This window comes from Fodinibius roseus (assembly GCF_900129315.1).
Classification (GTDB): Bacteria; Bacteroidota; Rhodothermia; order Balneolales; family Balneolaceae; genus Fodinibius; species Fodinibius roseus.
Genome location: NZ_FQUS01000022.1, coordinates 76,405 through 90,650, shown reverse-complemented (window position 1 = coordinate 90,650; position 14,246 = coordinate 76,405). Strand labels below are relative to the sequence as shown.

Sequence of the window (14,246 nt, the reverse complement as noted above, 5' to 3'; positions counted from 1 at the left end):
ACCAGCTCTGGAAGAGCCAAACTCAGATGAGATTAACCTGACAACTAAAACCAACTTCTAACGGCTGACTGTCAGATCAAGTCGTGGCTATTACAGTTTACACTACCTTAATATTCAAATACACCTTCATAGCCATTAACTTGCAACCACGCTAATTTAGGTATAAAGTCAAAGCAGGCCTGCATCAGCTCTGTCTTTTGTTCTTTTTCAATTTCTCTTTTCAAACTTCTATAGAGTTCACGTAAATACCGAACATCATCTACTGCATACTTAACCTGAGCGTCAGTAAGTGAACTCTTAAACCAGTTGCTACTCCACAATTCTTTTTGAATTCCAACTTGTAAACGATCTCGAAGGAGTTTTTTCAGACTGTGGTCTTTTGCTTTATTGTTAACTAATTTTGATGCTACTTTTGTACATGCAATATTGCTAAACACTCTACCCCATTTATTCGTCATAAATCTTATATCAAACATTGCATGATGGAAAATTTTTAAGACGTTTTTATTTTTAAACAAATGAATGAGGTTATCGGGAGAATAGTCTTGATTTTGAATTTTAATTATTGCAATATTCCCACATGTGAAAATCTGAATAGTGGCAATTTTATCCTCCTTCCAGTCTAATCCTGAGGTTTCTATATCAATTGAAACATAATTATTACCCAATAATGAATACAGGAAGTCTGGGTCTATGTCATTTTCAAATAATGTAACGTTTTTCTTAATTTCCTTCTTCATCCGAAATTAATCTCGAGTGGTTTTTTAAGTATTTCAATTCCTTTTCCAAAAAGTCATATAAGGTTCCACCTTCTTTAAAAACTAAAGTTGGCACACCACCTCTTTCTTTTTTATGCTTATATGTAGCTAAAATACCAATCCTGTCAAACCTATAAAATGAGTATACTGGAGTAACTTTAGTTAAGTAAATTTTAAATTTTGCATGAGTTTTCTCATTAAATATGTACTGATATTCTTTAATTGCCGTCGCAATTTTTTCTTTTACCTTACCTGATTCTACAGTATAATCATACCTTCTAGACAATTCAGAAATCACATCACTATCTTCTAAGTCAGGTAAAATGACACTTACACTTGAATTTCTCCTTTTTGCTAATTTTTTAAAGTGACTGATATGATTATTTCGCCAGCTATTGGCGTAGCTTACAAAAAGATCTAATTCTCTAACCCCTTCAAAATATTGATTCCAATTAACATTATGAGAAAAATCTTGATCTTGGGGAATTGCAACAAGCCCAGAAGAACTTATATCGTTAGATAAAATTGCTACATCTTCAATACGATTTGCAATACTCTCCATCTTATACTCTTCCAATATATAATTGATCACTGCAGAAACCATCATGATTGCTGCAAGTTGAGATAAAAAAGATGGCCAGATCTTATATTCTTCAATCACATTGGCAAGTAACAAGAGCAATCCACCTAAGCTTATAAAAAACAATGTCCAAAAACTGGTACGGTAATTTAAATTAAAACCCATGTTTTGAGAATAACGTTTAACGGTATAAATTAATAAAAAAGTTACTAAACCATTTAATATTCAAATAGTTATTGTTTTACTTGTTATTTGAAGTAAATATCCAATATAGTTTTACATATAATAAAAATATTTAAATGGTGGTTCGAAATTCTCAGGCAGATATTGTATTATTTCTCCAACCTTTTTAGCAAAGCTTATAGTAATAGGAAGACTATTATAGTAATTGCAATTATTGAAGTTAAGTTTAGTTAAAGCCATTATTTCTTTCGAAATATTGCGTAGAGTAGTTTCTCCTTGTTTCTTTATGAGCAGTGGTGCTGGAATATGATGCCCGGGATAAGTTTCTTGGAATGGGATAAATCCATTAGTATAAAGTACTCCCTCATGATCTGCCAAATTCAATAATGTCCCCCTAATTACTGGATATTTATCATTTTCATTTAGCAGCCTAATATTAGAAGATCTTATTGTCACAAAATCAATAGTTACTTCATTTGGAAGAACATCCTTTATTCCATCCGTAAATCCCTCAATTTCTGCATAATTGGGGTGATCGAAACTGTCCCAAAAGTCAGTTGTTTTATGTAAAACTATACGAGAAGGAGTGTGTTTATTGATTTCTATATAATTTTGTAAGACTTTTTTAGTCAGTTCTTTTGCATAGTTGTATTTAAGGTGAGGTGCATTCACCCGGGTCTTTTTCTTATCCCAACTAAATTGTTTTCCGGTAAAAACCAGTCCTTTACCATCTCTGTTAAATGCTTGTGCGACACTCGATCTCAAGGTTGATGAGTCGCTCTCTATAACTCTATGAAAACTAATCCCAATAAAACACGTGTTTTTATCAATATTCGTCAATGACCAAGGTATACAATTGGCAGTTTTGTAATATTGTGCTACAACAAAATTCCAAGCAACCATTGATAGATCTTGCAAACCACTTTTCTTTTCTCGAATCGTACCTTCTAAAAGAAGTTGCACAGGCACATCATTGGAACATTGCATCAATGTAGCTTTTAATTTTCTTCTAAAGTTCAAATATATGTTCCCAACCTGAACAGATGAAAATTTTTTAAATACTGAATCTGGAATTATAAGAAAACATACATCTGGTTTAGTGATATAATTTTTTAGTAGCTTTTTGTATGCATCTTCAAATAATTCTATTAAAGACTGTTGCTTATTTATTTTAGGGTCATCTGATTCTAAAATATTTTTTAAATGATTATCTTTTATTGAAATATTGTTTGTTTCATTATTTAAGAATTCACTTTTAAATACAGAATCCTTGTTGAACCCTGGAAAATCAGGATTTAATTTTTTACTTACTTCTTTTGATATAAATTCTTCTTCTGAGGGTAAATCCTCGCTATTAAACAAACTTATAACTTCACCTTCCTCACTTATTTCAGAAGAGTCAGACATTTCGTTAACCTTTTCAGTAGCTGTTATACGTTGTTTGAGTTTATCGAGCCAATCACTTAGATCCTGGATATTCTGTTGAGTGCCAATTGTTGCGTAGTGAATTTCTGATCTATGAGTATTATCAGTAAGTGAATAAAACCCAGCAACAGAAATACCTGTTTTAGGGTCTTCACACAGAAATTCATCTGCAAATTCAATTTTAGGCTCTTTTAAATATTCTACTTCCATCTATTCAAATAATTCCTTTTGAGTGTCTGATTCGTCAATTATTGAACTTTCCTCGTTTTTCTTTTTTCTGATCCCGTAATTGACTTCAAAATTCATTGATTTACCTATACAAAATTTACAATTACCGAAATTAGCAACGTAAATTCTATTTCCACCTTTTGATAAATATTTGAATAAAAAGTAAAGGTCGTTCACCACATGATTATTAAATTTTCTTGATTTAATATAACCAGCTAACTTGGTTACAAGCTTTTTATCATCTAAAGGTTTTTCTCCATCTTCTGTATATAATAATCGCGGAATAATAGTAATATATATTCTATCGTTTATATATAGAAAATAAGTACTAAATCCATCATGTTTATAAAAATTGATTCCATAGTAATTCATAAACTTTACAACTGAACGTTCTACCGAATCCTGCTTACTTAAACGTGGCTCATAACTTTCTTTTCGATTCTTTTTATCTGCATTTTTTAAAAAGTAGTATCTTCTAAATTTTTTATTATAACCTATCCCTCTTTCATTACAATATGATCCAAAGAGTTTTCTATAAATCTCGACAATTCTCTTTCTATTCTCTTTATCATTTATAAAATCCTCATATCTATATTCGCCTATTTTCTTCTTTATAATATTATTATTGAAGTAACTGTAATTTGTTGGTTTAGTAATCAATACAATTTCATCAGATCGTAAGCTAATAATTGGGAATCCATGACCTTTTGTTAGCTTTAAAATCTTATTGAAATTTTTGTATTTAGATTTATATACATAAACTGATTTAGGAGTCTCAACAAGAGGAAATATATTTGAAATGAGCTTATTGTTTACACCAAATTCTAAGCGTGGAAGTAAATGATCACCAAACTTACTGGTGAAGTTATTTTCTTCTCTCCTCAGTAGATTCTCCTTTTTAGAGAATTCTATGGGAACGGTTTTTTTAAATTTTTCCTTCTGCAATGGAGTGATTTTCTTACCATATAATTTTTTATTATTGGCATCATAATAAACCAAGACTACATCCAGATTGTGATTTTCCCAATACTCATAATCTTGTGATTTAGCTCTAAATTTAAAACTGGTATCATCTTCATTAAAAATATAACTACTATATTTAGAGGACTTGATTTGAACTTTAATTATCTTGCCCGTTACTTCTTCCTTTCCCCGTTCATTGACTCTTGTTAACTCAACCTCACCATCAATACCAAAATCATTAACGTTTTCTTCTCTCCATAATATAGTCGGCTTATGTTCTAAGCAATATCTTTCAAATGCATTTACACCTTCCTTACCGACTATATGGCTTTCATTTACTATTTTACCCATCTACCTTCACCTCAAACACCTGTGATGTGTCAACTCCCAAAATATCTACTACTTTCACCATAATTTTATACCGTCCAGGTTCTTTGTATTCATGAGGAGCAGAAGTCAATTCTAACTCATTATCCTGTTTAGTACGAAAGCTCTGCCACTCGTTTTCGAAGATATAATTACCCGTCCACTTCTCTTTTAATTCTCCATCTTCTTCAACTTTAATTATCTCTTTATTGCTTTCGTAATTGAAATCAACAGCCCAGTAATCAATCCAATCTGTCCAAGAGTTTGTAAGTGACTCCCTGTTATAAATACCATCTCCTTCTTTGGTAACTTTTATGATCTCACCACTTTCAATAACTATTTTTGAGCTCCCTTTTCGAAGATTGTTTTCTACTTCTTCAATATCATCTTGTGTATAGCTGGTTACAAAGTTTGAAAGAGTAACATGGACTTCCTTACCATCAACCTCGGTATCAGCATCTAAATAAGCTACATCAAAGAACTTAACTTGACCTTTTTCAACAGCTCTGGGATCAAAGACTTCTCGGGGAATATTTTTAAGGCGAATATCTACACCTTTATCTTTCATCTGTTCTTCTACAAAAGGTGCTAATCCCATCTCAAATTCAAAACCAAGAATATCTACTTGAGTTATAATATCATCTTTGCACTCTTGATAAACAGATTCGACAAGATCACGTGTCACGGGAATATTTAAAGGACCAACATGGACAAAACGTGTGGCTCGTTTCCCATGTAAATATTTATATCCATCTACTTTGATTGCAGAATAGCCTTCTAAAATTAAGCTAATATACTTTTCCTGCTTTACTTCTAAAATTTGTTGTTGCTTCTCCTCAGAAACATTAGTTGGAACTCCAAAGAAGTGTTGTCGCTCATACTTACCCAAATTCAATAACTGGAAGGCTCTATAATCTTCACCTTTCTCCTTCAATGCCCTTTGTACATCAATCATCCTTTTTCGTGTTGTATGAATAGCGAAGCGACCAAGATCAGCGGCTATCCATTTTCTATTCTTTTTTTCTGCTACTGCTGGAAGAGTACCACTTCCACAAAAGAAGTCAGCAACCAAATTTCCTTGATTAGAACTTACCTCTAATATCCTTTCTAAAATTTCTTCGGGTTTTTGAGTGGGATATCCCACTCTTTCTTTTGAAGCTGTAGCAACTCCAAACCCAGGTATATCCATCCATAATGAATCTTGCTGAATTGTGTATTCATCAAGATAGTACTTCTTATATTTTTTACCGCTTGATGATGTATATATTAGATTTTGCTTTTCCATTTTTTTAATAGACTCATCCGAATAATCTCCAAGTGTAGTCCTCTTAAATTTCCTTCCATCTGGATCTTCATATCTAAATTCTTTTAATTGCTTTTCAGTTAAATCTGCACCTAAGAAATTAAATGTGTAGTTATCAGTCTTACTGTAACAATAGATTTTATCAAATGTCTTAGGCCAATGATCTGCATTCTTTTTAGCTCCTTTACCAACAGCATCTTTTTTCCAGATTATTTCACCTCTATAATTTGAAGAAAATATTTCATCCAATAATAGTTTTAGATAACTGTCCAACCTCCAATCACAATGAACATATATTGAACCATTAGTAGCTAACAGGTCGTACATAATTTTCAACCTTTCATACATCATATTCAAATATGATGATACTCCTCTTCCCCATGTATCCCTATAAGCTATTTCTTCAACTATTGACTGTTGCTTTGTTATATCTTCACCATTGAGATCAATCGAGAAGGAAAAATCTGCTCCAACTGCAAAAGGAGGATCTATATAAATAAGTTTTAAACCGCCTTGGTCTTCAATTTGCTCTCTTATTGGTCCATTAACCAGAGAAGAAAGAATAAGCTTATTATCTCCCCAAATTAACTTATTCGTCCATCCTTCTATTTGTCTTCCTCTATTATCAAACAGCTCACCAGAACCCTCTATCTTTTCCTTTCTGGGTTCATCAATATGCTCAATAGAATGAAATGGAAGAACTATATTCGTTGGTTCTTCATTACGACCATTCCAAAACAAAAATACATCTTCATCGTCCGAAAATAGTTTATAGATATATTCTTTCGGTAAATTTTCATCGTTCTTGATATAATCAATAATTTTGCTTTTTTCTTTTTCGGATAGATCTTCAATACTCATATATCAGGGTTATCTACGCTTCAATTGATTGGGGGAATAGGTTAATAATATCGTCCAAGTGTTTAATTTTTTTCTTGTACTCTTCCCATTCGTTCTGTTGAATATAAATGGGTTTAAACTCATATTTTGCACCTGCTTCATTTACGTCTTTGCACCATCTTTCCAAACGGTTAAACTTATTAAAGGCATCTAAATCTTCTCGACCCTTGGTTTCAACGATATATACGACTGCTTCATCCTCAGCCTTAATAAAGAAGTCAGGCTGATAATTACTAATATTTTTATCCTCTTTCTGATACTCCACCGTAAAGTTTACCGCATTTGTATTCTTTGCAAAACTCTTGACACCATCAATCTTATCTAAGAAAGAGGAAAAGGATAGCTCAAACTCATTGTCATGTTCTGAAACCACCTTATTAAAAACACTTTTACTTGGCTTAACAAATTTACGATTACTGAACACTTTTGGTTTAACATCTCTTAGCCTAATATGACGGTGAATTTCAGCACTACCTTTATCTTTTACCGTCAGCTCATCAATAGCTTTCTTAAACGCGCTTTTAATGGTTTGAGGCACCTTAGGGCGAGACATGTTTCTAAGCGTATTAGCATCTTCAAGATCAACCTCTTGCCCAAATAAATATTCCCGGATAAAAGATTCAACTTTGGGGTATAAGACATTAAAGCCACTAACCAAACGATTATCTTTGAGAATTCTTTTTGCAAAAAATGATATCATATTTCGATAGTCAGGCAATGTACTACTAAACTCAGTAGCATGGGATATCTCCCCGTCCAGATCTCGAAACACTATTTCTCGCTTCTCCTCTTCACTAAATTCTTTGTAAGAAAGTGGATCAAACGACAGTTCTTCTAAATTTATCAATTCCAAGTTTTTATACTCCCGATAAATTCGTGGAGTCATTATAGGCAATTGAATATCAAGCTCATCTAAATTTTTATCAGGATTATCTTCATCCACCTCAACTATAATGGGATTTTTTTGATCCGAACGAGACTTTAAGTTCATTGGACGATAGTTAAATTCCACTCCTTCAGTTTTGATGGACTCTACAAACTCTATAAAAGGATCGGTACCAATGACCACAAGCTCTTCTTTCGTTTGAAGATCAAACATCTTCCGAAGACCTCTACCCAATGCCTGTTCAGGCAGAATCTTGGAATCAGCAGAAAATGGCCGTAATCCAACTATAGTACTTACATTTTGCACATCCCATCCTTCACGAAGCATTAAAACTGACACAATTGCTCTATATGGTGAATGAGGATCATCAACTTCATTTGCCGCTTTTCTAAGCATTTCAACTTCATCCTGCCGGCTTTTAACATCCTCTTTTATTCTTCCACTTCTATCTGTATGAATCACTAAGACCTTATCTTTCATCTCTTGATAATGAGACTCCAGATATTCCGCTATTTTATCTGCTTCCTTTGTTTTATTTGCCATCACAAACAGTATGGGCTTTCGCTGACTTTTTAGATCTTCATACTGTTGTTTCCATTCCTGATAACCAAGATCAATATAGTCCCGATATTGCTCTACAACGTTGCTGGAGTCCTTCTCCTCTAACTTACTTCGACTTGCTTCATCAGGTAGAACAGGTGTTTTAACCACATTTTGTTTAATGGCTTCAACAAGAGGATAGTCACTAATGGTCTGTACAAAGATAGCACCATTTTGATCTTTTGGCGTAGCCGTAAAATCTACCTGAAGGGAGAGTCCACGATCATGCTGAAGCTTCATCTTATTATTGATGTCCTGAATACTCTGGAACCACTGGAGCTTGCTGTCATGAATGTGATGGGCTTCATCATTGAGTACCATTAGGTTATTCAGCTCCTTACTTCGTAAAATCTCATCCAGATCTACGCCTTTATCGGTATCGGCATCAGCCTTTGGTTTACTACCTAAAAACTGCTCTTCAAGGGTCGGCTCTGAATCTTCTGTCATATACACCCTGTGAATATTACTCAGAAAGATATTCCCTTTATTACTTAAGGGTTTAATCTCATCCTGGATATGTAAGGTAGGTTGAAAATCATTTTGCCAATGTTTATCTCGGAAACCATTTTCAGGAATAAATGGCTCATTTCGAAACATCTTTAGACCTTCAAAATCGGTCTTCAGCCTATTCAAAACAATGATATTAGGGGCAATTACCAAGAAGTTTTTTGCAAGCTCTGAATCTTCTTCGTACAGATTTTGGAAGTATGACCATACTATAGCTAACCCCATAACCTTCGTCTTTCCAGATCCTGTAGCCGCTTTAATGACATATCGTGGCCACGTTTCATCAAACATACCTGTAGAAACCATCCCCGAATTATCAAAGCGCATTAAATCATACTTATCACGGGCTTCTTTTTTTTCATAGAGGTAAATGATGGATTCTATTGCTTCCCGTTGGCTAAAGAAAAACTGGAATTTATTACCCTCAACTTCGTGCTCTACATCAAACCAATAAGAAAATAGATCTTTTGTTGTTTGGGAAGCCCCCTTATATCCACTGTCTCTCCATTCCTGAACTTCTTTTCGAATTTTAAGGACTAACGGTGGTAAAAGCTGTTGTTCTTCTTCTAAAGATATCTGCTCTGAAGGTTTCCAACGAACTTTGGGATCTAATATATCAAAAGGGGTAAATTCCATAATTTATTTATAACTTAATCGAACCAACGTGTTTTGCATGTCCATTATGGTAATAAAATACAATTATTTTGAAAGTAGGAAGGAGTAACCTTCCTACCAAATGATTTCTTTTTCTCTAAAAGAGATACATGTTTCCAATGTCAGTATCAAATGATCTTCTACAGATATTCCCAGCATCTTACCCGATTCCTTAATCCTTTTTGTTAGGTTCTTATCTGCTTGTGAAGGATTAATATTTCCACTTGGATGATTGTGCGCCAGGATAATAGATGTCGCATTGGCAAGCAGAGCCACCTGAAATACCGTAGCCGGATCTACAATCGTAGCTGTTGTTCCTCCTGAGCTTATTTTACTCCAACCTAATAGCTTCTTGGCATTATTTAGGAGTAGCACTATAAATTCCTCTTTTAACTGGATGCTATCGGTATCCCATATTTCACGCAATACCTGTTCTGCTTTTTCAGGGGAGGTAATTTCTGAGAAAGATTCTATGGGTTGGTTGTTTTTATATTTTAGTTTGACTTCTGCAAGTGATGGTGATTTTTCTATATTATTATTGCTCTGAGTAGTCATTTTATGTTCTCTTTATTTTTAAAGTAAAAGGGAGCCGCAAAGGCTCCCCTCCACAGGTTATTTTGTTGTTTTGGTTGGTTTTGTTACACCTGAACATTGGTCAAGGTCAAAGTCGACCTGCTCAATGCCCAGGTAATAGGTTCTGCCATCAGCTTTAAACCAGATAAAGCCAAGCGTACTGTCTACGCTGCTTATGGCCTCCGGATCTATTTCCCGGAACTGCATAGCTTTTCTATAGCCTGGATAAGGTTACTGTTCATGATATTGGATGGTTGAAGTTATAGGTGAGAATCCCCTTATATCTGTATGGAAAAATAGTAATGGTAGTATCCGGTGTTACCAATGACGTAAACGAGGTCTAAGTCAGGCGATACTTTTACCTTTACTACTTCCAGCTCCTCTCCTACCATATAGCTATCCACGGATTGAATAACTTTTACGGTAAACGGGCAATACAGGCGAATTAACCCCTTGGTCTGGGTATGCACCAAGAGGCTGTCTGAGTTCGTATATTTGTTGATATCCTCAATTAGCTTATCGCTCATAACTAATTGAGGAACCAGAAGTCGGATTCCTTCTCCAAAGCCTCGGCTATCTGAGCCGTAAACTGATAAGCATTCACGCCTCTGTCCAGGAAGGTGTCAATGTATGAGGACTTGTTGGCCTCGGTAAACAGGTTATATAAGTCCCACAGATTAATGCTCCCGGCAGGATCACCGCCAAAGTGATCGTTGTTATAATACTCTTTAGCTACGGTAGCTATCTGCGTATCATTAAGCGTTAATTCCGGCAATCCTTTCTTCTGCTGGGATGGCAAGTATTGATATAGCCTTGCTCTTCCTATAAGCTGGGCAAACTGCTCTTCGGAAAGCTGGTACTCCTGGTACCTGTTTAGGTTGGTAGACTGGCTTGAATAACTGAACTCACTCACCAGATTATATATCTTCCCTTCAAGGTCACGGGGGTTGTCCACCTGAATGGTCTGCGAAAAACCATTAGTCCAGACACAAAGGTTTGTGCATACCTTGTTGATAAACCCGATGAAGATTTTAAAATGCTCAGGGGCTCCTTTTCGGCTATTGAGGTTATCTATATTGTAGGCTTTTACTCCTCCCACCGTTAAATTCAGGGTATCCTCGCGTATCTGCTGCGTGATAGAGGGAATCTGTATGACAAATGCCATTCTCTCATAGTAGAGCGTCTTCTCATTTTCTTCCAGCTGATCAGCAGGCTTTCCCTTTGCTGAAGGTATCCGGCCTTTAACTGGATGAGATACCCTGATATCGGGCCCTCCTACGGTTTCTCCCTCAAAGGCATGGTGGACTATGCCCACAGTTCTGTCGATAAACTCAGCGTGTGATATAAGCGGTTCATTATCCTTAATGAACACAGGGATAATGTGGTTATCCGTCATTTCTTGTAACCCAACTGCTTTCGTATTAGCTTCAATAAAAGGACTGCTATTTCTTTCTTCCTTTTTCCTTGCTGTAGGGTGATCTGAAGTATTGCGTGCAAGTGTATGTTCCATCGTTTTATAGTGTTTGATTGTTAGAGAAATAAAAAAAGGTGAGCTATCTGCTCACCTTCTGATTCTTATAATGTGTAAATGTAGTAACACGACTGACCTTGTAGGTCAGCTGCCCTCATCGCTGGAAAAGAATGTAATCCATAGATACATCATAAGGCCGACAATAAGGGATGCCGCTACAAATGCTCCTATCCATTCAATTCCTTCACCGACTGCTGCCCAGTCCAGTATTCCCACCAGTCCAAGCAGCACCAGTAAGATGACAAGTGTTACCAGGCATCCTCCGGGTCCTTTACTTTGTGACATAAGTACCTCCGTTGTGAATTAAAAAAAAGGCAGGACTATTCATCCTGCCTCTTCTGCTGTAATTACGATGTTACCCGTTGTTATTATGCAGGAAATTTTTCCTGTTGCCCATTTTCAAAGACATGCTCTTCCGTGGATACAGGCTCAGGATTATATTCCCATGTGTGCTCGAGGGTAATCACCTCCCCGGTTTCAGGTAGTTTGTAGTCGTAGGGTTCACAGGGAACCTTTTCGATAGTCCCCGGAAGCTTCTTGCCCTTAAAATCTCCGCAGAGCAGCTCATCAAACGTGGTAGGAATTGTTGCCTTCCTTGCGGTGGCATATCTATTGCCCTCCTTCGAAGTGACAATTTCCAGCTCCCCGCGAAGTACAAAAGAGTAGAATTCTTCATTGTTGTGGTTGATGTGCTTTTTATAATCGACTATAGTAACCATAATAGACTCCATTTTGTTTAAGATTGAAGAGTACCCTTAATGCGAGCTGCTTTCTGAAACCCGGGGGTACCCTTTTAATTCAATCTCCAGCGGGGGCTATCCTCTAAGGTGCTCTGTAAGCCTGGATACACATCAACATTTTGCACCCGAGACTATAAGACAAACCGTGATAAAAAGAGGTGGGATTTTGTTACAGCGGTACCCCTCTTTTATGGATACCGCTGCGGGCGAATTTTCAGACAATTTTGTGGTTCTTCTTACCCTGCAACAAAGGTTGATGGTTGCTGCAGGATGTTATTACGACTCCTCAGACTGCCTTGATTTGTGAATTTCACCCCTGCTTTTGTGGTCATATTGTGGTTCTATTTTAGTCACCCTACAATGGAAGTACACTATATTCACATATACATATAGATAGGTTAGCAAGCTACTCCTTATTTAGGGGTTAAGAGTATACTCCTACGGCTGTCTATACTGTCTCTCTCAGATGAGATCTATTCTAAAGTTCAAGAGCTTAAATACCCAAATTTACTGGAACGATTAAAGATTAAGCATCGTTAGCAAAGAGCGGCTTATTATTTTTTTCAATACGTCGCTTGTTCTTTGATATTTTTAATAGTTGTTGATTAGAGCCACCCGAACATCTTGTTCACTCTATCATTAGTTTAAAAATTAGTGAAGGTGAACCTATATCACACAGAGGACAATTAAAGGGATGCAAGAGTAGTAGTTATTTTCAACAACACAATTTCAAGGTTTTATTATGAGTAAAACCAATAACATAACGCGCTCTACTTTGTTAGAGCAACAAGAAGAAATAAGCGGACAAGTTAAAAAAATCTTGGACCGTCTTAAAAACCTTGAAAAAAGAAGATGGCTGCGAACAAAAGAGGCGGCTAAATATCTGAGCATTTCAAACTCCCAATTACATGCTCTGAAAACAAAGGGCATAATTAGTTGCACAAAACTCGCTGGAACTAATTATTATGATCGAAAAGAAATAGATCATATTCTGGAAAGCCAGCTTGATGGAGAAAAAGCTCCACAAGCAGGGAACTCATGAGTTCCCAAGAGAGAAAAATCACCTCTCCTTTAAAATTAATAAAACAAGTAGAAAAAGAACCCCCTATTCCACTTTTGTGGAGAGGAATAAAACAAGGTTCCTTTGGATTCATATATGGCCCACCAAAAACGGGGAAAACCATACTGTGTGAAAATCTTGCATATCATATTGCAGCAAGACATACACAATTTTTGGGGACAGCATTAAATATCTCAGATGAAAAAGTATTGTTTCTCTCTTTAGAGGAATACTACCAGAGACGAGGGGAACGGTTAAAAAAAGCGTTTAAAACTTTCGGAAACAAAGATAGAAAAGCAATAGATAAAAATTTAAAAGTCTTAGAGAAGTATCCTCAATATCTTAATATCACAAAAGCAAAAAGTAGACAACATTTATATACAGACATAAAAAAGTCTGGCGCTCAAATAGTATTTATTGACTCACTGTCAAGATTATATATGGGCGAGATAGAAAACAGTAAATTTGCTATAGAATTATTAAAAGAATTAAACGAAATTAAAGAAGAACTGGGGATAACTTTGATACTAATTCACCATACACCAAAACTAAACGGCAGGCCTATTACGATAGATAGCCTGGCCGGGAGTAGAATTTTAGCCCAAGAGGCTGAATTCATGATTGGTGTTAATAAAACTATTGGTAAAAGGTATATTAAAGACATTGCCTACCGGTATGCACCAGAAAAAGAAAAGGTGCTGGTATTTAAAATCACTGAAAACCTTACAATTGAACTGATTGAAAACATCCCAGAATTTCATCTTCTTAAGAAAGAAGATGGTAGAATAGATTCTACAAACAGGGATAAAATACTTGAATATATAAAAAGGAAAGAAGGACCAGTTAAAACAGCAGAAATAAAAGAACACTTTTCAAAAATGGGCGGGACTACCGTTCAAGAAAGTCTAAAGAAGCTTATAAAAAATGGTAGACTAAAAAAGCCCAAGAGGGGTCTTTATAACATCCCTGAATAAATTTACCCGTAGTAC

General features: G+C 35.5%; 14 protein-coding genes. 2 read left to right on the top strand and 12 right to left on the bottom strand.

From position 1 onward, the window contains the following. Nucleotides 1–107 precede the first annotated feature (107 nt). The 12 genes from BUB16_RS17130 to BUB16_RS17080 form a co-directional block, all read right to left on the bottom strand. A complete protein-coding gene (locus BUB16_RS17130) occupies nt 108–740 on the bottom strand; it encodes a ribonuclease D (protein ID WP_073067338.1) in 633 nt (210 codons plus the stop codon). Continuing rightward, the gene (locus BUB16_RS17125; protein ID WP_139240355.1) at nt 724–1,503 is read right to left on the bottom strand and encodes a hypothetical protein; all 780 of its coding nucleotides are present in this window, start codon (nt 1,501–1,503) and stop codon (nt 724–726) included. The genes BUB16_RS17130 and BUB16_RS17125 overlap by 17 nt, the downstream gene beginning before the upstream one ends. Before the next feature lie 111 nt (nt 1,504–1,614). Continuing rightward, the gene (locus BUB16_RS17120) at nt 1,615–3,156 is read right to left on the bottom strand and encodes an argonaute/piwi family protein (protein ID WP_073067334.1); all 1,542 of its coding nucleotides are present in this window, start codon (nt 3,154–3,156) and stop codon (nt 1,615–1,617) included. Further along, a complete protein-coding gene (locus tag BUB16_RS17115; protein ID WP_073067332.1) occupies nt 3,157–4,488 on the bottom strand; it encodes a DUF4365 domain-containing protein in 1,332 nt (443 codons plus the stop codon). After that, complete coding sequence (locus BUB16_RS17110; RefSeq protein WP_073067330.1) at nt 4,481–6,667, bottom strand: site-specific DNA-methyltransferase; 2,187 nt, start codon at nt 6,665–6,667, stop codon at nt 4,481–4,483. Before BUB16_RS17110 ends, BUB16_RS17115 begins: the two co-directional genes overlap by 8 nt. 13 nt (nt 6,668–6,680) lie before the next feature. After that, nucleotides 6,681–9,335 (bottom strand): DEAD/DEAH box helicase, encoded by a 2,655-nt coding sequence (locus BUB16_RS17105; protein ID WP_073067329.1) that lies wholly within the window; start codon nt 9,333–9,335, stop codon nt 6,681–6,683. Nucleotides 9,336–9,428: 93 nt separating this feature from the next. Next, nucleotides 9,429–9,908 carry a JAB domain-containing protein gene (locus tag BUB16_RS17100; RefSeq protein ID WP_073067327.1) on the bottom strand — a complete coding sequence of 160 codons (480 nt, stop codon included), beginning with the start codon at nt 9,906–9,908 and terminating at the stop codon, nt 9,429–9,431. Between the two features lie 57 nt (nt 9,909–9,965). Beyond that, nucleotides 9,966–10,133, bottom strand: a complete 168-nt coding sequence (locus BUB16_RS21645; RefSeq protein WP_170864451.1) for a hypothetical protein — start codon at nt 10,131–10,133, stop codon at nt 9,966–9,968. Between the two features lie 71 nt (nt 10,134–10,204). Further along, nucleotides 10,205–10,453: a hypothetical protein gene (locus BUB16_RS17095; protein ID WP_073067325.1), complete on the bottom strand. Its 249-nt coding sequence runs from the start codon at nt 10,451–10,453 to the stop codon at nt 10,205–10,207. A gap of 2 nt (nt 10,454–10,455) precedes the next feature. Further along, on the bottom strand, nt 10,456–11,436 hold the full coding sequence (locus BUB16_RS17090; protein ID WP_073067323.1) for a DUF3871 family protein: 981 nt from the start codon (nt 11,434–11,436) through the stop codon (nt 10,456–10,458). A gap of 105 nt (nt 11,437–11,541) precedes the next feature. After that, complete coding sequence (locus BUB16_RS17085; RefSeq protein ID WP_073067321.1) at nt 11,542–11,742, bottom strand: hypothetical protein; 201 nt, start codon at nt 11,740–11,742, stop codon at nt 11,542–11,544. A gap of 83 nt (nt 11,743–11,825) precedes the next feature. Continuing rightward, on the bottom strand, nt 11,826–12,176 hold the full coding sequence (locus BUB16_RS17080; RefSeq protein ID WP_084088390.1) for a hypothetical protein: 351 nt from the start codon (nt 12,174–12,176) through the stop codon (nt 11,826–11,828). A gap of 763 nt (nt 12,177–12,939) precedes the next feature. Here BUB16_RS17080 and BUB16_RS17075 point away from each other — a divergent pair. After that, nucleotides 12,940–13,239, top strand: a complete 300-nt coding sequence (locus tag BUB16_RS17075; RefSeq protein WP_073067317.1) for a helix-turn-helix domain-containing protein — start codon at nt 12,940–12,942, stop codon at nt 13,237–13,239. Then, entirely contained in the window at nt 13,236–14,231 is a 996-nt protein-coding gene (locus tag BUB16_RS17070; protein ID WP_073067315.1) for an AAA family ATPase, read from the top strand. Before BUB16_RS17075 ends, BUB16_RS17070 begins: the two co-directional genes overlap by 4 nt. Nucleotides 14,232–14,246: the final 15 nt, after the last annotated feature.

Coding starts and splice junctions, on each gene's coding strand:
- BUB16_RS21645 (WP_170864451.1), bottom strand. CDS start 10,133: ATGCAGTTCCGGGAAATAGATCCGGAGGCCATAAGCAGCGTAGACAGT.
- BUB16_RS17075 (WP_073067317.1), top strand. CDS start 12,940: ATGAGTAAAACCAATAACATAACGCGCTCTACTTTGTTAGAGCAACAA.
- BUB16_RS17100 (WP_073067327.1), bottom strand. CDS start 9,908: ATGACTACTCAGAGCAATAATAATATAGAAAAATCACCATCACTTGCA.
- BUB16_RS17115 (WP_073067332.1), bottom strand. CDS start 4,488: ATGGGTAAAATAGTAAATGAAAGCCATATAGTCGGTAAGGAAGGTGTA.
- BUB16_RS17105 (WP_073067329.1), bottom strand. CDS start 9,335: ATGGAATTTACCCCTTTTGATATATTAGATCCCAAAGTTCGTTGGAAA.
- BUB16_RS17070 (WP_073067315.1), top strand. CDS start 13,236: ATGAGTTCCCAAGAGAGAAAAATCACCTCTCCTTTAAAATTAATAAAA.
- BUB16_RS17130 (WP_073067338.1), bottom strand. CDS start 740: ATGAAGAAGGAAATTAAGAAAAACGTTACATTATTTGAAAATGACATA.
- BUB16_RS17125 (WP_139240355.1), bottom strand. CDS start 1,503: ATGGGTTTTAATTTAAATTACCGTACCAGTTTTTGGACATTGTTTTTT.
- BUB16_RS17080 (WP_084088390.1), bottom strand. CDS start 12,176: ATGGTTACTATAGTCGATTATAAAAAGCACATCAACCACAACAATGAA.
- BUB16_RS17095 (WP_073067325.1), bottom strand. CDS start 10,453: ATGAGCGATAAGCTAATTGAGGATATCAACAAATATACGAACTCAGAC.
- BUB16_RS17120 (WP_073067334.1), bottom strand. CDS start 3,156: ATGGAAGTAGAATATTTAAAAGAGCCTAAAATTGAATTTGCAGATGAA.
- BUB16_RS17110 (WP_073067330.1), bottom strand. CDS start 6,667: ATGAGTATTGAAGATCTATCCGAAAAAGAAAAAAGCAAAATTATTGAT.
- BUB16_RS17085 (WP_073067321.1), bottom strand. CDS start 11,742: ATGTCACAAAGTAAAGGACCCGGAGGATGCCTGGTAACACTTGTCATC.
- BUB16_RS17090 (WP_073067323.1), bottom strand. CDS start 11,436: ATGGAACATACACTTGCACGCAATACTTCAGATCACCCTACAGCAAGG.